This window comes from Saccharopolyspora ipomoeae (assembly GCF_029952525.1).
Taxonomy (GTDB): Bacteria; Actinomycetota; Actinomycetes; order Mycobacteriales; family Pseudonocardiaceae; genus Saccharopolyspora; species Saccharopolyspora ipomoeae.
Genome location: NZ_JASAOF010000027.1, coordinates 66276 through 88122, shown reverse-complemented (window position 1 = coordinate 88122; position 21847 = coordinate 66276). Strand labels below are relative to the sequence as shown.

The 21847-nt window shown below is 74.0% G+C and carries 2 protein-coding genes; both read left to right on the top strand.

What is annotated here, in order from left to right; translation table 11 throughout:
- Window positions 1-2978 (top strand): type I polyketide synthase (locus QFW96_RS27100; RefSeq protein ID WP_281458572.1); only part of this gene is annotated, 2978 nt, incomplete at its 5' end.
- 57 nt (window positions 2979-3035) lie between these two features.
- The gene (locus QFW96_RS27095; protein ID WP_425524801.1) at window positions 3036-21827 is read left to right on the top strand and encodes a type I polyketide synthase; all 18792 of its coding nucleotides are present in this window, start codon (window positions 3036-3038) and stop codon (window positions 21825-21827) included.
- Window positions 21828-21847: the final 20 nt, after the last annotated feature.

Sequence of the window (21847 nt, the reverse complement as noted above, 5' to 3'; positions counted from 1 at the left end):
TCCGGGAAGCGATCAGCGGGTTGGTGTTCCGCGAGCCTCGGATTCCGATCGCGGCTTCCGGGGACGTGACCAGCCCCGAGTTCTGGGTGCGGCACGTGCGGGAGGCCGTGCGGTTCGGGGACGTGGTCGCTCAGCTGGCCGCGTCCGGCGTGTCGGCGTTCCTGGAGGTCGGGCCGGACGGGGTGCTGTCGGCGCTGGTCGGCGAGCAGGCTCCGGACGCGGCGGTGGTCGTTCCGGTGCAGCGCAAGGACCAGGACGAGCGGGTGTGCCTGATCAAGGCGCTGGCCGGGTTGCACGTCGCCGGTGTCGACGTGGGCTGGGACGGGCTGTTCGCCGGGACCGGGGCGCGCCGGGTGGACCTGCCGACCTATCCGTTCCAGCACCAGTGGTTCTGGGCGACCCCGACCCAGCGCACCGGCGACGTGTCCCGGCTCGGGCTCGCGTCCGTCGGGCACCCGCTGCTGGGGGCGGCTGCGGAACTGGCCGGATCCGGGGAGTTCCTGCTCAGCGGCCGGGTGTCGCTCGACGAGCACCCGTGGCTCGGCGACCACGCGGTCATGGGACGAGTCCTGCTGCCCGGGACCGCGTTCCTGGACGTGGCGCTGCGCGCGGCCGATGAGCTCGGCTGCGACGGCGTCGAGGAGCTGACCCTCGCGGCACCGCTGGTGCTGCCCGAGCAGGGCGGCGCGGACCTCCAGGTGCGCGTGGGAGCCGAGGACGGCGACGGCCGTCGCTCCGTGACGATCCACGGCCGCCCGTCAGGAACCGCCGAGTGGACCGAGCACGCCGCAGGCGCGCTCGCCGCGCAGCGGCGGGGGACGACCTGGACGGCGGCGGAGTGGCCGCCGTCGAACGCCGAACCGGTCGACGTCGAGGCCCGTTACGCCCGCCTCGCCGAGCTCGGACTCGACTACGGCCCCCTGTTCCAGAACCTGCGCGCCGCCTGGAGGCGCGGCGACGAGGTGTTCGCCGAGGTCCGGCTTCCGGAGACCACCGACGGCTTCGCCCTGCACCCGGCGCTGCTGGACTCCTGCCTGCACGCCGCCGACCCCACCGAGACCGCGCTCCCGTTCTCCTGGCAGGGCGTGTCGGTGCACACCCCCGGCGCCACCGCCGTCCGGGTCCGCGTGACCCGCGACGGCGACGGCATGACGCTGGAGCTGGCCGACGGCACGGGCGTTCCGGTGGCCTCCATCGAGTCCCTGGTCACCCGCCCCGTCACGGCCCAACAGCTCGCAGGTCCGGGACCGGAGGACCTGTTCGCGCTGCGGTGGACCCCGGTGACTCCGGGGACCTGCCCCGAGCGCGACGCCGAGGTTCTGCACACGACACCGGCTGCCGACCCGCCCGGAATCCGCGCCGAGGTGCTGCGAGTCCTGGACCGGCTCCGCGACTTCCTCGCCCGCGACACCGACACGACGCTGCTCGTGACCACCCGTCAGGCGGTCGCGGTCGCCGGCGAAGACATCACCGACCTGGCGGGCGCGGCGGTGTGGGGGCTGGTGCGCTCGGCGCAAGCCGAGCACCCCGGCCGGATCGTGCTCGCCGACGTCGACGGGGACCTGGACGCCCACGCGGTCCTGGCCACCGGAGAACCCCAGGTCGCGGTGCGCGACGGCCGCTACCACGCCGCGCGGCTCGCCCGCGCGACCGACGACCCGGGCGCACCCGCCACGACCTTCGACCCCGGCGGAACCGTGCTGGTCACCGGCGCGAGCGGCAGGCTCGGCCGGCTGTTCAGCCGCCACCTCATCACCGACCACGGCGTCCGCCACCTCCTGCTCACCAGCCGCGGCGGCGACCCCGCCCTGCGCGCCGAACTGGAAGACCTGGGCGCCGAGGTCGAGTTCGCCGCCTGCGACGTCGCCGACCGCGACGCGCTGGCCGCGCTGCTCGACGGCATCCCCGTCGAGCACCCCCTGACCGGTGTCGTGCACCTGGCGGGCGTGATCGACGACGGCGTCCTGGAGACCCTGACCGGCGAGCAGGTCGAATCCGTGCTGCGGCCCAAGGTCGACGCCGCCCTGCACCTGCACGAGCTCACCACCGACCTCCCGCTGTCGGCGTTCGTGACGTTCTCCTCGGCGGCCGGAGCGATCGGCGGTCCCGGGCAGGGCAACTACTCGGCCGCCAACGCCTGCCTGGACGCCCTGATCCAGCACCGCAGGGCACGCGGCCTCCCCGGCCAGTCGCTGGCCTGGGGCCTGTGGTCGGACGGCATGGCCGGCGAGCTCGACGACGCGGCGCGGCAGCGCACCGCCCGCAACGGCGTCGGCGCGCTCACCGCCGAGCACGGGCTGCGGCTGTTCGACGCGGCTTGCGCGCGCAGCACCCCCGTGCTGGTTCCGATGCGCCTGGAAGCCCAGGCGCTGCGCGACTCCGGCGCTGTCGTGCCCCGGGTGTTCGCCGACCTGGTCCGGCCGGGCCACCGCCGCGCGACGGCCCCGGCCGGGCCGGTGCTGCCGGACCGGCTGCGCGCGGCCTCCGAGACCGACCGCGCGGCGCTGCTCGTCGACCTGGTGCGCTCGCACGCCGCCGCCGTCCTCGGCCACTCCGACGCCGAATCCGTCGACACCGCAGCGGGTTTCACCGACCTCGGCTTCGACTCGCTGACCGCCGTGGAGCTCCGCAACTCGCTGAGCAGAGCGACCGGACTGCGGTTGTCCGCGACGCTGGCCTTCGACCACCCCAGCGTCACCGCGCTCGCCGAGCACCTCAGCGCCGAACTCGCGCCGGTGGACGAGGACGCGGAAGCGCTCACCGAGAACCGCGTCCGCGACGTCCTGGCCGGTGTCCCGCTGCACCGGCTGCGCGACGCGGGACTGCTCGACGCGCTGCTGGAACTGGGCGGGGTGAGCGCGCCGGTCGAGAGCGACACCGGTGTCGGCGACGACATCGACGAGATGGGCGCAGAAGACCTGATCACGATGGCGCTGGAGGGTGCGAGCGCACCCGACGACGCCGCACGGGAAGCGTGAGGCTGAAACATGGCTGAGTCCGAGGACTTCGGAAACCAGGACAGGCTCGTCGGAGCCCTGCGGGCGTCGCTGAAGGAGACCGAGCAGCTGCGCGCCCAGAACCGGGAGCTCGTCGCCGCGGCCGGCGAGCCGATCGCGATCGTGGGCATGGCCTGCCGCTACCCGGGCGGGGTGAGCGGGCCGGACGACCTGTGGCGGTTGGTGTCCGACGGCGTCGACGCCGTATCGGAGTTCCCCACCAACCGCGGCTGGGACGTCGAGCGCCTCCACGACCCGAGCGGTGAGGAGCCGAACACCACCTACAGCCGCCACGGTGGATTCCTGCACGACGCGGGTGATTTCGACCCGGCTTTCTTCGGGATCAGCCCGAACGAGGCGGCCGCGATGGACCCGCAGCAGCACCTGCTGCTGGAGACCTCGTGGGAGGCGTTCGAGCGCGCCGGAATCGAGCCCGGAACGCTGCGCGGCAGCCGGACCGGCGTGTTCGTCGGCATGATGTACCACGACTACCCGGCCAACTCGAACTCCGGATCGGTGGCCTCCGGCCGGTTGTCCTACGTGTTCGGGCTGGAGGGCCCGGCCGTCACCGTCGACACCGCCTGCTCGTCGTCGCTGGTGTCGCTGCACGCGGCCGTGCGGTCGCTGCGCAGCGGCGAGTCCGATCTCGCCCTGGCCGGTGGTGTCACCGTGATGGCCACGCCGGAGGCGTTCATCGAGTTCAGCAGGCAGCGCGGGCTGTCCGCCGACGGCCGCTGCCGGTCCTTCGCCGACTCCGCCGACGGCACCTCGTGGTCGGAGGGCGTGGGCGTGCTCGTCGTCGAGCGCCTGTCCGACGCCCGCCGCAACGGTCACCAGGTGTTGGCCGTGGTGCGGGGGAGCGCGGTGAACCAGGACGGCGCGTCGAGCGGGCTGACCGCTCCGAACGGTCCCGCGCAGCGTCGCGTCATCCGCCAGGCGCTGGCCAACGCGCGCGTCTCGGCCGACCAGGTCGACGCGGTGGAGGGCCACGGCACGGGCACGTCGCTGGGCGACCCGATCGAGGCGCAGGCGCTGCTGGGCACCTACGGCACCGACCGGCCCGCCGACCGGCCGCTGTGGCTCGGCTCGCTCAAGTCGAACATCGGTCACGCGCAGGCGGCTTCGGGCGTCGGCGGCGTCATCAAGATGGTGATGGCGCTGCGCCACGGCGTCCTGCCGAAGACCCTGCACGTCGATCAACCCAGCACCCGGGTCGACTGGTCCACCGGCGCCGTCCAACTCCTCCGCGAGCCCACCTCCTGGCCGGACACCGGCGCCCCGCGCCGCGCGGGCGTGTCGTCCTTCGGCATCAGCGGCACCAACGCCCACGTCATCCTCGAACAGGCCCCGGTCGAGACCTCGGCGGACACCGAACGCCACCGGCTCCCGGCGACCCCCTGGCCCCTCTCGGCCCGAACCCCCGAAGCCCTCCGCGCCCGCGCCCGAAATCTCCTCGACCGCATCGACGAACACCCCCTGGACATCGGCTTCTCCCTCGCAACCACCCCCACCTTCGAACACCGCGCGGTCGTCCTCGACTCCACCGCAGAAACCCCGGAACACGACCACCCCCGCCCCCAGGACCCGGATCACGCCCGTAATCGGGTTCCGGAAAACGGGAGTAATCCGGGACCGGAAAACGGGAGTAATCCGGGGCCGGAAAACGGGAGTAATCCGAAAGCCGACAACGGGAGTGGTCCGGTGTTGTTGGCCGGGGTTCGGGCGTTGGCCGGGGGAGAGGACGTTCCTGGGGTGGTGGCCGGGCGGGTCGTTGCCGGTGGGACTGCGTTCGTGTTCTCCGGGCAGGGGGCTCAGTGGGCCGGGATGGGGGCTGAACTCCACGCTGCTTTTCCGGTGTTCGCAGCGGCTTTCGACGAGGTCGTCGACGGGTTGAGCCCGTTGCTGGGGCGGGATGTTCGGGAGGTCGTCTTCGGGGAGGCCGGGGACGAGCTGCTGGACGAGACCGCGTTCGCGCAGGCGGGCCTGTTCGCGTTCGAGGTGGCGCTGTACCGGCTGCTGGAGTCGTGGGGCGTGCGGCCGGATGCGCTGGCCGGGCACTCGATCGGTGAGATCGCCGCAGCGCACGTCGCCGGAGTGCTGTCGCTGGGTGACGCGTGCGCGCTGGTGGCCGCGCGCGGGCGGTTGATGCAGGAGCTGCCGCGCGGCGGCGCGATGGTCGCGGTCGGGGCGAGCGAGCACGTCGTGCTGCCGCTGCTGTCCGGTGACGTGGAGATCGCCGCTGTGAACGGCCCCGCCTCGGTGGTGATCTCCGGTACCGAGCGCGACGTCCTCGCGGTCGGCGAGCGGTGCGCCGAGAACGGCTGGCGGACCCGCAGGCTGCGGGTGTCGCACGCCTTCCACTCGCCGCTGGTGGAACCAGTGCTGGCGTCCTTCGAAGCCGAGATCTCCGGCCTGACCTTCGGAAACCCGCAGTGCCCGCTGGTGTCGGCCGTGACCGGCGAGCAGATCACCGACGAGATGTTCGGCCCCGCCTACTGGGTCCGTCAGGTGCGCGACACCGTGCGCTTCGCCGACGCGGTCACCACCCTGCGTCGCCTGGGGGCCTCCCGCTTCGCCGAGGTCGGGCCGGACGCGGTGCTGACCCCGATGGTGCTGGAGACCCTCGACGCCGAGGACGACCTCGGCACCTCCGCCCCGGTCGCGGTCGCGCTCGGACGGCGTCGGCGCAGCGAGCGGACCACCGCGGTCACCGGCCTGGCCGGGCTGTTCGTGTCCGGCGCCGACGTCGACTGGGCCGCGTTCTACCGCGACAGCGGTGCCCGCCGCGTCGACCTGCCCACCTACCCCTTCCAGCACCAGCGCTTCTGGCTCGACCCGCGCGAGCACCTCGCGAACTCCTGGCTCGGCGGCGACGTCGGCAGCCTGGCCGCTCGCGGCCTCGACCCGGCCGGGCATCCGCTGCTGGGCGCCGTCGTCGAGCAGCCCGACTCCGACGGCGTCACCTTCACCGGCACGCTGTCGACCAGCGCGCTGCCGTGGCTGGCCGATCACGTGGTGCTCGGCTCCGCGCTGCTGCCCGGCACCGCGTTCGCCGAGTTGGCCGCGCACGCCGCGCAGCGCGCGGACTGCGACGTCGTCGACGAGCTCACCCTGCGCGCACCCCTGGTCATCCCGCAGGACGGCGCCGTCGCCATCCAGGTCTCGGTCGCCGGTGCCGACGCGACCGGCAGGCGCCGGATCACCGTGCACGCCCGGCCGAACGGCGACGCGTCGTGGACGCTGCACGCCGAGGGAACCGTGGCGCCCGGCGGTTCGGTGCCCGACGTCGATCTCGCCGAATGGCCGCCGCCGCAGGTGGAACCGATCGACGTCGACGGCGTCTACGACACCCTCGCCGACGCCGGTTACGCCTACGGCCCGGTGTTCCGGGGCCTGCGCGCGGCCTGGCGGCGCGGCGACGAGCTGTTCGCCGAGGTCGCGCTGCCCGAAGGCGCGGGAGCGGAGGACTACGGGACCCACCCGGCGCTGCTCGACGCGGCGCTGCACGTCTCGCTGCTCGGCCGCGACGACGTGTCGCTGCCGTTCGTGTGGAACGGGGTCTCGCTGCACGCGACCGGTGCTGACGCGGTGCGGGTCCGGATGGTGCCCGACGGCAACGGCACCGCGACACTGCACCTGGCCGACGTGCTGGGCCGCCCCGTGCTGTCGGTGCGGGCCCTCGTCGGCCGCCCGGTCACCGCCGAGCAGCTCGGCCCGCAGCACCTCACCGACTCGCTGTTCGGCCTGGAGTGGGCCTCCCGGCCGCTCCCGGACCTCGAAACCGACTGCCCCGTAGTGGAAATCGAGGAGCTTCCCGCCCTGCTGGGCTCCGCCGACGTCCCCGAAGCCGTGGCCGCGCTGTGCCCGACCGGTGACGAGCCGCTGAGCGGTGTTCGCTCGGTCACCGAGGCCGTGCTGGCGGCGGTGCAGGCGTGGCTCGCCGACGACCGCTGCGCCGATTCCCGGCTGGTCGTGGTCACCGAGGGCGCGCTCGACGCCGAGGACGTCGACCTCGCCCAAGCCCCGGTGTGGGGCCTGGTCCGCGCGGCCGAAGCCGAGAACCCCGGCCGCTTCCAGCTCCTCGACGTCGACGACCGCGCCCGCATCCCGTCGGCGGTCGCGGCGGGCGAGCCGGAGGCCACCGTCCGCGCCGGAACCCTGCGCGTTCCCCAACTCACCCGCACCACCCCCGGAACGACCATCCGCCCGCTGGGCGAGGGCACGGTGCTGGTCACCGGCGGCACCGGCGGGCTCGGCGCCCTGCTGGCCCGCCACCTCGTCACCGCCCACGGGGCGCGTCGCCTGCTGCTGGCCGGCCGCCGCGGCCCGGACGCCCCCGGGGCCGAGGACCTGCGCGCCGAGCTGACCGAACTCGGCGCCTCGGTGTCGGTCGTGGCCTGCGACGTCGCCGACCGCGACGCGCTCGCCTCGGTCCTCGACGGCGTCGACGACCTGGTCGGCGTGGTGCACGCGGCCGGTGTCACCGACAACGGCGTGATCGAGTCCCTCACCCCGCGGCGCCTCGACCACGTCCTGCGGCCGAAGGCCGACGCCGCCTGGCACCTGCACGAGCTCACCCGCGACCGCGACCTCGCGATGTTCGTGCTGATCTCCTCGGCGGGCGGTCTCGTGCTCGCCGCCGGGCAGGCGAACTACGCCGCCGCCAACGTCTTCCTCGACGCCCTGGCCGCGCACCGCCGGGCCCGGGGCCTGCCCGCGCTCGCCCTCGACTACGGGGCGCTCGACATCGGTCTCAGCGCGGGCCTGGTGAGCACCGACTGGGACCGCATGCGCGAGCAGGGCTTCCTGCCGCTGTCGGCCGAGGACGGGCTCGCCCTCTTCGACGCCGCCCTGGCCACCGACACCGCCCAGCTCGTTCCGCTGCGCCTGGCCACCGGGACTCTGCGGGACCGGAACGGCGAGATTCCGGCGCTGCTGCGGGGTTTCGCGCGCGGCCCCGCGCGGGCCGCCCGGACCTCGCGGTTCGGCCGCGAGCTCGCCGGACTCGACGACACCGACCGGCGCGCCGCGTTCCTCGACCTGGTGCGCTCCACGACCGCTTCGGTCCTCGGGCACGCCACGGCCGAGGCGGTGGAACCCGACCGCGCCTTCCAGGAGCTGGGTTTCGACTCGCTGACCGCCGTGGAGTTCCGCAACCGGCTCGCCACCGCGACCGGCCTGCGACTGCCCGCCACGCTCGTGTTCGACCACCCGACGCCCCTGGCCGTCGTGCGGCACCTGGACGACGACCTGCGCGGGGTGGTCCGCCGTGACGAGATCACGCCGCGCAGCGAGGTCGACGACGACCCGATCGCGGTGGTGTCGACGAGCTGCCGCTACCCGGGCGGCGCCGCCAGCCCCGAGGACCTGTGGCGGCTGCTGGTCGACGGCACCGACGCGATGGGCGGGTTCCCCACCGACCGCGGCTGGGACGTCGAGCGCCTCTTCGACCCCGAACCCGGCAAGGTCGGCCGCACCTACGTCTCCACCGGCGGATTCATCGACGGCGCGACCGGTTTCGACCCCGGATTCTTCGGGATCTCCCCGGCGGAGGCCACCCAGACCGACCCGCAGCAGCGCCTGATGCTGGAGGTCGCCTGGGAAGCCGTCGAGCGCGCGGGCATCGACCCGCGCGAGTTGAAGGGCAGCTCGACCGGCGTGTTCGCCGGCGTGATGTACCACGACTACGCGCGCGGCACCGACGCCGCGACCAGCAGCGGCGGCAGCCTCGTCTCCGGCCGCGTCGCCTACACCCTCGGTCTGGAGGGCCCGGCGCTGTCGGTGGACACGGCGTGCTCGTCGTCGCTGGTGGCCCTGCACCTGGCCGTGCAATCGCTGCGCTCCGGCGAGTGCGACCTGGCGCTCGCCGGTGGTGTGACGGTGATGTCGACGCCGGAAGCCTTCACCATCTTCGGACGGCTCCGCGGCCTCGCACCCGACGGCCGCTGCAAGCCGTTCTCCGACTCCGCCGACGGCATGGGCTGGTCCGAAGGCGCGGGAATCGTCGTCCTGGAACGGCTTTCGGACGCGCGCCGCAACGGCCACGAGGTGCTCGCCGTGGTGCGCGGCAGCGCGGTCAACCAGGACGGCGCCTCCAACGGGCTGACCGCGCCGAACGGTCCCGCGCAGCAGCGCGTCATCCGCCAGGCCCTGGCCGCTTCCGGGCTGCAACCCTCCGACGTGGACGCTGTGGAAGCGCACGGGACCGGCACGCCGCTGGGCGACCCGATCGAGGCCCAGGCCCTGCTGGCCACCTACGGCCAGGACCGCGAGCAGCCGCTGCTGCTGGGTGCGCTGAAGTCCAACATCGGCCACGCCCAGGCCGCCGCCGGAGTCGGCGGGATCATCAAGATGATCCTCGCCCTGCGCCACGGGGTCCTGCCCCGGACCCTGCACGCCGACGAGCCGAGCAGCCAGGTCGACTGGTCAACCGGCGGCGTCCGGCTGCTCACCGAGTCGACGCCGTGGCCGGAGGCCGACCGCCCGCACCGGGCGGGGGTGTCGTCGTTCGGCATCAGCGGCACCAACGCCCACGTCATCCTCGAACAGGCCCCGCAGGCCGACGAACCTGCCGACGAGCCGACGACGCCCGAGGTGGTGCCGTGGGTGCTCTCGGCCCGCTCCGAGCAGGCGCTCCAGGCGCAGGCCGCCCGGCTGCGCGGCGTCGACGCGGCGCCGCTGGACGTCGGGTTCTCGCTGGTCACCACCCGTTCGACGTTCGAGCACCGGGCCGTCGTCCTCGGCGGCGACCGCGACGAGCTGCGCGACGCGCTGGACTCGCTGGCCGCCGACCGGCCCGACGCCCGCGTCGTGCGCGGCGAGGCCGGGCCCACCGGCAAGGTCGCGTTCGTCTTCCCCGGCCAGGGCTCGCAGTGGGTCGGCATGGGGCGTGCGCTGCTGGGCCGGTCGGCGGCGTTCGACGAGCGGATCGCCGAGTGCGCGGCCGCGCTGGAGCCGTTCGTCGACTGGTCGCTGCTCGACGTGCTCCGCGGCACCGACGGCGCACCGCCGCTGGACCGCGTGGACGTGGTGCAGCCGGTGCTGTGGGCGACGATGGTGTCGCTGGCCCACCTGTGGCGCTCGCTGGGCGTGGAACCCGCTGCGGTGGTGGGGCATTCGCAGGGGGAGATCGCCGCCGCCGCGGTGTCCGGCGCGCTGAGCCTGCCCGATGCGGCCCGCGTGGTCGCGCTGCGCAGCCTCGCCGTGGCCGACTCGCTGTCCGGGCGCGGCGGGATGCTCTTCGTCGCCGCCCCCGAGAGCTCCCTGCGGCTGGAGCCGTGGGGCGACCGTCTCGCGGTGGCCGTGGTCAACGCACCGCAGGCGACCGTCATCGCCGGTGACGACGCGGCGCTGGACGAGTTCGCCGCGCAGTGCGAGTCCGAGGGCATCCGCACCCGCCGGGTCTCCGTCGACTACGCCTCGCACAGCCCGCAGGTGGAGGCCGTCCGCGAGCGCGTGATCGACGAGCTGGCCGACATCCGCCCGCGCTCCGGCGACGTGCCGTTCTACTCCACGGTCACCGGTGAGCTGATCGACACGTCCGGCCTGGATCCCGAGTACTGGTACTCGAACCTGCGGCGGACGGTCCGCTTCGAGGACACCACCCGCGCCCTGCTCGCCGACGGCTTCGGCGTGTTCGTCGAGCCCAGCGCGCACCCGGTGCTCACCCACGCGGTCGAGCAGACACTCGACGACGCGGGTGCCGAGGGCGTCGTCCTCGGCACGCTGCGCCGCGACCAGGGGGAGTGGGAGCAGGTGCTGGCCTCGGTAGGCGAGGCCCACGTGCGCGGCGTCCCGGTCGACTGGACACCGCTGTTCGCGGGCGCCCGGCGGGTGTCCCTGCCCACCTACCCCTTCCAGCGGCGACGCCACTGGGAGGACCCGGTCGAACCGTCCGCGAACGCCGATCCGGTCGACGCCGCCCTCTGGCAGCTCGTCGACGACGGGAACCTGGCCGCCGCGCTCGACCTCGACCCCGACACGGCCGCCGTCGTGGCACCGGCGCTCGCCTCCTGGCGGGACCGCTCCCGCACCCGCGCCGCCCTCGACACCTGGCGCTACCGGGAGACCTGGGTTCCCGTCGCGTCCTCGCGAACGTCACCGGCCGGGACCTGGCTCGTGCTCGCCCGCCCCGAAGACACCGTCCCGGACCTGGGAACCGACGTCGTGCGGCTGGAGGTGGGCGACCGGACCGACCTGGCCGAGCGCCTGGCAGGGGTGGCCGTCGAGCCGGCCGGTGTCCTCTCCCTGCTGGGACTGGCGGATGACGCGCTGACCTCGACAGCGGAACTGCTGAAGGCGTTGGGAGAGGCCGGGATCGGTGCTCCGCTGTGGTGCGCGACCCGCGGCGCGGTGTCGATCGGGGACTCCGATCCGGTGCTCCACCCGGAGCGGACGGCGCTGTGGGGACTTGGCCGGGTCGCCGCGCTGGACCTGCCAAACCGGTGGGGCGGGCTGATCGACCTGCCCGCCGACCTCGACGAACGCGCCGCCGAGCACCTCGCCGCAGCCCTGGTCAGCGGCGAGGACCAGATCGCGGTGCGCCCCTCGGGGGTGTTCGGTCGACGCCTGTCCCGCGCCCCGCGCGGCAGCGCCGGGAGCGAGTGGCGGGCTCGCGGCACCGTCCTGATCACCGGCGGCACCGGTGCCCTCGGCGGGCAGGTGGCGCGCTGGGCGGTCGAGCGCGGCGCCGAGCACGTGCTCCTGCTGAGCCGTCGCGGTCCCGACGCGCCCGGAGCCCCGGCGCTGCGCGAGGAGCTGACCGCGCTGGGCGCCCGGGTCACCGTCGAGTCCTGCGACGTCGCCGACCGCGACACCCTGGCCGACGTGCTCGCGCGCGTGCCGGAGGACTGCCCGCTCACGGCCGTCGTGCACGCCGCAGTCAGCGGCGAGGGCGAAGCCCCCGTCGACCGGCTGACGGCCGAGGACCTCGACGTCGTGCTGCGCGCGAAGGCGACCGCGGCGCGCCACCTGCACGAGCTCACCGCCGGGATCGAGCTGGACGCGTTCGTGCTGTTCTCCTCGGGTGCGGCGAGCTGGGGCAGCGGCGGCCAGTCCGCCTACGCCGCCGCCAACGCCTACCTCGACGGCCTCGCGCAGCACCGCCGGTCCCTCGGGCTGCCCGCGACGTCGATCGCGTGGGGCGCGTGGGCCGGGGCGGGCATGGCCGGCGACCCCGAGCTGGCCGAACGCATGCGCAAGGTCGGCGTGCAGCCGATGGACCCGCAGCGCGCGCTGCTGGTGCTGCAGCACGCGATCGAGGACGGTTCGACGACCCTGACCGTCACCGACACCGACTGGCAGCGCTTCGCCCCCGGCTTCACCACCGGGCGGCCGAGCCCGTTGATCACCGGCATCCCGGAGGCCCGGCAGGCCCTCGACGATGCCGCCGACGACAACGCTTCCGACCTGCGACGACGCCTCTCCGGGAAGTCCGAGTCGGAGCAGGATCGGGTGCTGCTCGACCTGGTGCGCGCCGAAGCCGGGCGGGCCCTGGGCTACGAGAACCCCGGTGAGCTGCCGGTCGAGCGCGCCTTCCGCGAACTCGGCTTCGACTCCGTCACCGCCGTCGACGTCCGCAACCGGCTGCGCACGGCCACCGGCCTGGCGCTGCCGACGACGCTCGTCTTCGACCACCCGACCGCCAAGGCCGTGGCCGCGCACCTGCGGGAACGGCTGCTCGGCGAGACCCGGTCGGTCGCCGTGACGGTCATCGGCGCGGCCTCGTCGGACGACGAGATCGCGATCGTGGGCATGGGCTGCCGCTACCCGGGCGGGGTGTCCTCGCCCGAGCAGCTGTGGGACGTGGTGGCCGAGGGTCGCGACGTCATCGGCCCGTTCCCGACCGACCGCGGCTGGGACCTGGACCGGCTCGACAGCGCCACCGGCCAGGGCGGGTTCCTGTCCGGCGTGGCCGATTTCGACGCGGGCTTCTTCGGCATCTCGCCGCGCGAGGCGATGGCGATGGACCCGCAGCAGCGGTTGCTGCTGGAGGTCTCGTGGGAGGCGCTGGAACGCGCCGGCATCGACGGCACGTCGCTGCGCGGCAGCCGGACCGGCGTGTTCGCCGGCACCACCGGCCAGGACTACGGCGATCTGCTGACCGAGTCGACCGCGCGCGAGGACTTCCAGCTCTACGCCACCACCGCGTTCTCCGCGAGCGTGCTCTCCGGCCGCCTGTCCTACCTGCTGGGGCTGGAAGGGCCCGCGGTGACGGTGGACACCGCGTGCTCGTCGTCGCTGGTGGCGTTGCACCTGGCCGCGCAGTCGCTGCGCAGCGGTGAGTGCGATCTCGCCCTGGCCGGGGGAGTGCGGGTGATGGCGACGCCGAACGCGTTCGCCGCCTTCACCTGGCAGGGAGGTCTCGCCCCGGACGGTCGCTGCAAGGCGTTCGCCGAGGCCGCCGACGGCACCGGCTGGTCCGAGGGCGCGGGCGTGCTCGCCCTGGAGCGGTTGTCGGACGCGCGTCGCAACGGGCACCGCGTGCTCGCCGTGCTGCGGGGCAGCGCGGTGAACCAGGACGGCGCGTCGAACGGGCTCACCGCCCCGAACGGCCCGTCGCAGCAGCGGGTGATCCGCCAGGCCCTGGCCAACGCCGGACTCGAACCGTCCGATGTGGACGCCGTGGAGGCGCACGGGACGGGGACGACGCTGGGTGATCCGATCGAGGCGCAGGCCGTGCTGGCCACCTACGGCCAGGCTCGGGAGACCCCGGTGCTGCTGGGGTCGATCAAGTCGAACATCGGGCACGCGCAGTCGGCGGGCGGTGTCGCGGGCGTCATCAAGATGGTGTCGGCGATGCAGCACGGCGTCGTGCCGCGCACGCTGCACGTCGATGCCCCGTCGTCCGAAGTGGACTGGACGACCGGCGCGGTGGAACTGCTGGCCTCGCCGCGCGAGTGGCCCGACACCGGCCGAGCACGCCGCGCGGGCGTCTCCTCGTTCGGCGTCAGCGGCACCAACGCCCACGTGATCCTCGAATCCGTTCCCGAACTCCCGCCGTCCGAGGACTCGGACGTGACGCCCGCCGCGGTCCCGTGGCCGGTGTCGGCGCGCTCTGAGGAAGCCCTGGCGGCCCAGGTGGAGCAGCTCACGGCATTCGTCCGGGACAACCCCGACCAGGCTCCCACCGACATCGGCCGCACCCTGACCGAATCCCGCGCAGCCTTCGAACACCGCGCAGTCCTCCTCGCCACCCCCGACGGCACGACAGAGGCAACCCGCAACACCGCCCGCCCCCGCGCCCTCGGCGTCCTCTTCGCAGGCCAGGGCTCCCAGCGCGTGGGAATGGGCAGGGACCTCTACGACCGTTTCCCGGTGTTCGCCGGGGCTCTGGACGAGGTCCTGGCCCACCTGGATCCGATGGTCCGGGAGGTGATGTGGGGTGAGGACGAGGAAGCCCTGAACCAGACGGGCATCGCCCAACCGGCCCTGTTCGCCCTGGAAGTGGCTCAGTTCCGCCTCGCGGAGTCGTTCGGCCTCCGCCCGGACTACTTGGCGGGTCACTCGATCGGTGAGGTGGCCGCGGCCCACGTGGCCGGCGTGTTGTCCCTGGAGGACGCCTGCACGCTGATCACTGCCCGAGCGCGGTTGATGCAGGCCCTACCCGCGGGCGGCGTGATGGTCGCGGTCCGCGCGAGCGAGTCCGACGTCCTGCCGTTCCTGTCGGGTGATCTTTCCGAGGTCAAAAACTCCCATATTCAGGGGGACGAAAACTCCGGTATTCGACCCGCCGAAAACTCCGGTATTCGTCCCGATGAATTTGGCAGTTCTCGATCGGGTGTTGTGTCTTTGGCGGCTGTCAACGGTCCTGAGTCCGTGGTTCTGGCCGGGGACGAGGAGGCCGTGTGGGCGGTGGCCGAGCGGTGGAAGTCTAGGCGTCTGCTGGTCAGTCATGCGTTTCACTCGGCGTTGATGGACCCGGTGCTGGCTGACTTCCGCGAGGCGATCAGCGGACTGTCGTTCCAGGAGCCCAGCATTCCGATCGCGACCGACGGGGACGTGACCTCGCCGGAGTTCTGGGTTGCCCACGTGCGGGAGACCGTGCGGTTCGGCGACTCTGTCGCTCGGCTCGCCGACGCCGACGTCACGGCGTTCCTGGAGGTCGGGCCCGACGGGGTGCTGACCGCGATGGCCGCGGACTCCGCATCGCAGGACGCGGTCCTCGTGCCCGCGCAGCGCAAGGATCGCGACGGCGAGACGGCGCTGCTCGACGCGCTGGCGAAGCTGCACGCCAGCGGCGTCGACGTCGACTGGTCGCCGTGCTTCGCCGGGACCGGCGCGCGCCTGATCGACCTGCCCACCTACCCCTTCCAGCACGAGCGCTACTGGCCGGAGCGGCTGCAGCGCAACACCGGCGACGACCTGTTCTGGGACCTGGTCGACAACGGCTCCCTGGCCGCCGAGCTCGGCGTCGAGGAGCAGGCCGTGGCCGACCTCGTCCCCGCCCTGTCGTCCTGGCGCGAGCGCCGCCGCAACCAGTCCCGCGTGGACGCCTGGTCCTACCAGGAGTCCTGGACCCCGCTGACCCCGTCCACGACCCCGCTGACCGGGAACTGGCTGGTCGCGGTGCCCGCCGAGCTCGCCGACGACCCGTGGACCACCGCGATCGCCGGCTCTCTCGGCACCCGCGCCCGGGTGATGCGGATCGACGAGACCGAGACGCGGGGCGAACTCGCCGCGCGCCTCACCGACGAGCCGACCGGTGTCCTCTCGTTGCTCGGCCTCACCGGCACCGCTCTGCTGGTCCAGGCGCTCGGCGACGCCGGGGTCGACGCGAAGATCTGGGCGGTCACCCGCGCCGCCGTCTCGACCGGCGACGCCGACCTGATCGCCGATCCGACGCGCGCCGGCGTGTGGGGACTGGGCCGGGTCGCCGCGCTGGAACTGCCCGCCCGCTGGGGCGGCCTGATCGACCTGCCCGAGGAGCTCGACGCCCGCTGCACCGACCGGCTCGCCGAAGTCCTGGCTTCCGGTGACGAGGACCAGGTCGCCATCCGCGCGCACGGAGCCTTCGGTCGCAGGCTGCTGCCCGCCCCCCGCGCGCAGGCCGTCCCCGAGGGCCCGTCGGGGGCCGTGCTCATCACCGGTGGCACCGGTGCGCTGGGCGCCGCCGTCGCCCGCGACCTCGCCCGGCGCGGCGTCGACGAGCTGATCCTGGTGAGCCGACGCGGCCCGCAGGCACCCGGAGCCGTCGAACTGCACGCCGAGCTCGCCGAGCTGGGCGCGCGGGTGCGGATCGAGTCCTGCGACGCCGCCGACCGCGACGCGCTCGCCTCCCTGCTCACCGGCGTCGACCTGTCCGGCGTGGTGCACACGGCCGGTGTCGTCGACGACGGCGTGCTGGAGCAGCTCACCCCCGAACGCTTCACCGAGGTGTTCCGCGCCAAGGTCGACTCCGCGCTGCTGCTCGACGAGCTGGCCGGTGACCTGGACTTCTTCGTCCTGTTCTCGTCGGTGGCCGGTGCCGTCGGCAACCCGGGCCAGGCCAACTACGCGGCCGCGAACGCGGTCCTCGACGCCCTGGCCCAGCGTCGCCGCTCCACCGGCCGCCCCGCGACGTCGATCGCGTGGGGCGCCTGGGCGGGCGGTGGCATGGCCGCCCAGGACGAGGTGGCGCAGCGGCTGGAACGCGGCGGTGCCGGGACGCTGGACCCGGACCTGGCGATCACCGCCCTCTGGCAGGCCGTCGCCCGGCCTGCCGCCACGGCGATCGTCGCCGATCTGGTGAACCCGAAGACCCTCGGTGCGCTGCTGGAGATGCGGCCCCTGCCGCTGCTGTCGGAACTGCCCGAAGCCCGCGAGGTCCTGGCCCGCCGCGACACCGCCGAGCCGAGCGGATTCGCCGAGCGGCTGCGCGGCCTCGACGAGGCCGCGCGCACCGAGCTCGTGCTCGACCTGGTGCGCAGCCGCGTCAGCGCGGTGCTCGGGCACGCCGACCCGGCGGCGATCGGACTCGACAAGGCCTTCCGCGACCTCGGTTTCGACTCGCTGACCGGCGTGGAGCTGCGCAACCAGCTCGCCCGCGCCACCGGCAGGACCCTGGCCGCCGGCCTCGTCTACGACTACCCGACGCCGCGCGTCCTGGCCGAGCACCTGCTCGCCGACCTGCTCGGCGACCGCCCCGAGGTCGAGGTGGCGCAGCGCCGGGACCGGGTGGGCGAGCCGATCGCGATCGTCGGCATGGCCTGCCGTTTCCCCGGCGGCGTCACCTCGCCCGAGGAGCTGTGGCAGCTGCTGGTCGACGGCCGGGACGCCATCGCCGCGTTCCCCGCCGACCGAGGCTGGGACCTCGACGCGCTGCTGGGTTCCGGCGAGATCCCCGGTGTGGGCGGGTTCCTGACCGACCAGGCCGACTTCGACCCGCTGTTCTTCGGCATCTCCCCGCGCGAGGCGCTGGCGATGGACCCCCAGCAGCGGATGCTGCTGGAGACGTCGTGGGAAGCCCTGGAGCGCGTCGGCGTCGTGCCGGACTCGTTGCGCGGCAGCCGGACCGGCGTGTTCGTCGGCAACACCATGCAGGACTACGCCAACGTGCTGACCAGCTCCGACCAGGACACCGGTGGGCACGCGCTGACCGGTGTCGCGGGCAGCGTGATCTCCGGCCGGCTGGCCTACAACTTCGGTTTCGAGGGCCCGGCGGTCACCGTCGACACCGCTTGCTCGTCGTCGCTGCTGGCGATGCACCTCGCCGCGCAGTCGCTGCACCAGGACGAGTGCGACATGGCGCTGGCCGGGGGAGCGACCATCATGTCGACCCCGGCGACGATCTCGGAGCTGGAGCGGCAGGGCGCCTCCGCGCCCGACGGGCGCTGCAAGGCGTTCTCGGACGCCGCCGACGGTGCCGGGTGGGCCGAAGGTGTCGGCATCGTCGTGCTGGAGCGGCTCTCCGACGCGCGCCGCCGCGGCCACCAGGTGCTCGCGGTCATGCGGGGGAGCGCGGTCAACCAGGACGGCGCCTCCAACGGGCTGACCGCCCCGAACGGTCCCTCGCAGCAACGCGTGATCCGGCAAGCGCTCTCGTCCGCCGGTCTGTCCACATCGGACGTCGACGCGGTCGAGGCGCACGGCACGGGCACCGCGCTGGGCGACCCGATCGAGGTCCAGGCCCTCGCGGCCACCTACGGCCAGGACCGGGAGCGGCCGCTGCTGCTGGGTTCGATCAAGTCCAACATCGGCCACACCCAGGCCGCCGCGGGCGTGGCGGGCGTGATCAAGATGGTGCAGGCGCTGCGGCACGGCACGCTGCCCCGGACCCTGCACGCCGAGATCCCGTCCTCGCACGTCGACTGGGACTCCTCGGCGGTGCGGGTGCTGAACTCGGAGGTGGCGTGGCCCGAGGTCGGTCGCGCGCGGCGGGCCGCGGTCTCGTCGTTCGGCATCAGCGGCACCAACGCCCACGTCATCCTGGAGCAGGCCGAACCCGAGTCGCCCGCGGGGAAAACAGCCCCGAGCACGGCTCTGGGCGGGGTCGTGCCGTGGGTCGTCTCCGGCCGTTCCGAATCCGCCGCGGACGGACAGCTGGAGCGGGTCGAGACCTTCGCCGCCGAGAACCCCGAGATCAGCCCGGTCGACATCGGGCACTCGCTGCTGACCACCCGGGCTCAGTTCGAGAACCGAGCCGTGGCACTGCGTTTCGGCGGGGACGACGTCGGGGTCGTGCGCGGTGAGGTCGGCGAGATCGGCCCCGGCCCGGTCATGGTGTTCCCCGGGCAGGGAACCCAGTGGGCGGGCATGGCGCTGGAACTGCTCGACGCCGCACCGGTCTTCGAGCGGAGTATGCGCTCCTGCGACGAGGCCATCGCGCCGCTGACCGGCTGGTCGCTGCTGGACGTGCTGCGCGAGTCGGTCACCGACGCGGGCGCGGAGGAGCTGCAGCGGATCGAGGTCCTGCAGCCGGTGCTGTTCGCGGTCATGGTGTCGCTGGCGGAGTTGTGGCGCTCCTGCGGTGTCGAACCCGCCGCGGTCGTCGGCCACTCGCAGGGCGAGATCGCCGCCGCCCACGTCGCCGGGGCGCTGAGCCTGGCCGACGCGGCCCGCATCGTCGTCGTGCGCAGCCGGTTGTTCGCCGACGAGCTCGTCGGCACCGGCGGCATCGCCTCCGTCGCCGCCGGTCGCGAGGAGGTCGGCGCCCTGCTGGAGCGGTGGCCGGATCAGCTCTCGCTCGCCGGGATCAACGGCCCCGGCGCGGTCACCGTCGCCGGTGATCACGACGCGCTGCAGGAGTTCGTGGCCGCCTGCGAGGCGCGCGAGCTGCGGGCGCGGATCGTGGCCACCGTCGCCTCCCACTGCGCCCACGTCGAACCGCTGCGCGAGGTGCTGCTCGAATCGCTGGCCGACGTGCGGCCGAGCTCGACCGGCATCCCGTTCTACTCGACCGTCACCACCTCCCGCGTCGACGGCGCCGAGCTCGACGCCGAGTACTGGTTCCAGAACGCCCGGCAGCCGGTCGACTTCGCCGGTGCCGTCGGTGCGCTGTTCGCCGACGGTTACCGGGTGTTCGTCGAACCCAGCTCGCACCCGGTGCTCACGGTGAACCTGCAGCAGATGGCCGAGGACGCCGAGGTCGACGTCACGGCCGTGGGAACGCTGCGGCGCCAGCAGGGCGGACCGGTCCGGTTCGCGACCTCGCTGGCCGAGGCGCACGTGCGCGGCGTCGAGGTCGACTGGGCACCGCTGTTCGCCGGGACCGGCGCGCACCGCGTCGACCTGCCCACCTACGCCTTCCAGCGGCAGCGGTTCTGGCCCGAGGCGGCAACCGCGAGCCGGGCGGACCCGGTGGACTCGGCGTTCTGGGAACTCGTCGAGGACGGGAACCTGGCCTCGGCGCTGGGACTGGACTCCGAGACCGCGGCGACCATCACACCCGCCCTGTCGTCCTGGCGCAGCAGGCAGCGCGCCCACTCGCTCACCAACTCCTGGCGCTACCAGGAGAACTGGGTCCCGGTGGCCGGGCTCGCCGGGACCCCGACCGGCGTGTGGCTGGCGGTCGTGCCCGAAACACCGGACGCCTGGGCGGAATCGGCGCTCACCGCGCTCGGCGACGACGCGGTGCGGGTGGAGGTCTCGCCTGCCGCCGACCGCGACAAGCTCGCCGCGACCCTGGCCGAGGCCACCCGGGACGTCGAGATCGCCGGGGTGTTCTCGCTGGTCGGCGTGCCCGAGACGGCGCACCCGGTGTTCGGCGCGACCCCGGTCGGGATGCTCTCGACGCTGACGCTGCTGCAGGCGCTCGGCGACCTCGAACTCGACGCACCGCTGTGGTGCGCCACCCGGCGGGCCGCGTCCGTCGACGACACGCCGTGCAACCCGGCCCAGACCGCGCTGTGGGGGCTGGGACGCGTTGCGGGACTGGAGTTCCCGCGCCGGTGGGGCGGTCTCGTCGACCTGCCCGACGAGCTCGACCAGCCCGTCCTCGACCGGCTCGCGGCCGTGCTGTCCGGAGCCGGGGACGAGGACCAGCTCGCCATCCGCTCCGCAGGAGTGTTCGGGCGGCGCCTCAACCGCGCCCCGCGCGGGCCGCGCACCGACGAGTGGCAGCCCCGCGGCACCGTCCTGATCACCGGCGGCACCGGTGGTCTCGGCGCCGAGGTCGCCCGCTGGGCGGTGGCGCACGGCGCCGAACGCCTCGTGCTGGCCAGCCGTCGCGGCCCGGACGCCCCCGGTGCCGCGGAGCTGCGGGACGAGCTGGCGGCCTCCGGTGCGGAGGTCGCGGTGCGGGCCTGCGACGTCGCCGACCGCGACGCCCTGGCCGCCCTGCTGACCGACATCCCCGACGACCGGCCGCTGCGCGCGGTCGTGCACGCCGCGGGCGTGTTCGACAGCGGCGTCGGGCTCGGCTCGCTGTCCGGCGAGGACTTCGACGGGGTGCTGCGAGCCAAGGCCACCTCGGCCGCCCACCTGCACGAGCTCACGGCCGACGTCGAGCTGGACGCGTTCGTGCTGTTCTCCTCGGGTGCGGCGAGCTGGGGCAGCGGCGGCCAGTCCGCCTACTCGGCCGCCAACGCCTACCTGGACGGTCTCGCCCAGCACCGGCGGGCCCTCGGGCTCCCGGCGACGTCGATCGCCTGGGGCGCCTGGGCCGACGCGGGCAAGGCGGCCTCCGACGCCTCCGACGCCGAGCGGCTGCGCAAGCGCGGCGTGCTGCAGATGGACCCGGACCTGGCGATCCAGGTGTTGCAGCAGGCCGTGGCCGACGGCATCACGACCCTCACCGTCACCAACACGGACTGGCAGCGCTTCGCGCCCAGCTTCACCGCAGGGCGCCCGAGCCCGCTGCTGACCGGCATCCCCGAGGTCCGGGAAGCCCTGGCCGAGCCGGAAGCCGACGAGTCGGCGTTCACCCAGCGGCTGGCCGGTCTGTCCGAGGCCGAGCGGGGCCGGGTCGTGCTCGACCTGGTGCGCCGCGAAGCAGCCCAGACCCTCGGCTTCACCGACGTCGACGCGTTCCCGGCGCAGCGGGCCTTCCGCGACGTCGGCTACGACTCGGTGACCGCCGTCGAGCTGCGCAACCGGCTCAAGGCCGCCACCGGCCTCGCGCTGCCCGCGACGCTCGTGTTCGACCACCCCACGCCCGCCGCCCTGGCCGGACACCTGCAGCAGCAGCTCCTGCCCGGCGGCACCGACTCCGACGACCCGGACGCCCACATCCGGGAAGCCCTCGCGGCGATCCCGATCAGCCGGCTGCGCAAGGCCGGACTGCTGGACCTCGTCCTCGGGCTGGCCCACGACGACGGCGACTCCGCCGAACCCGCGTCCGACGAGATCGACTCGATCGACGAGATGGACGGCGAGAGCCTGCTGCGGCTGGTCAACGAGAACACCGCGAACTGAAAGACCCGGCGATCAAAGGA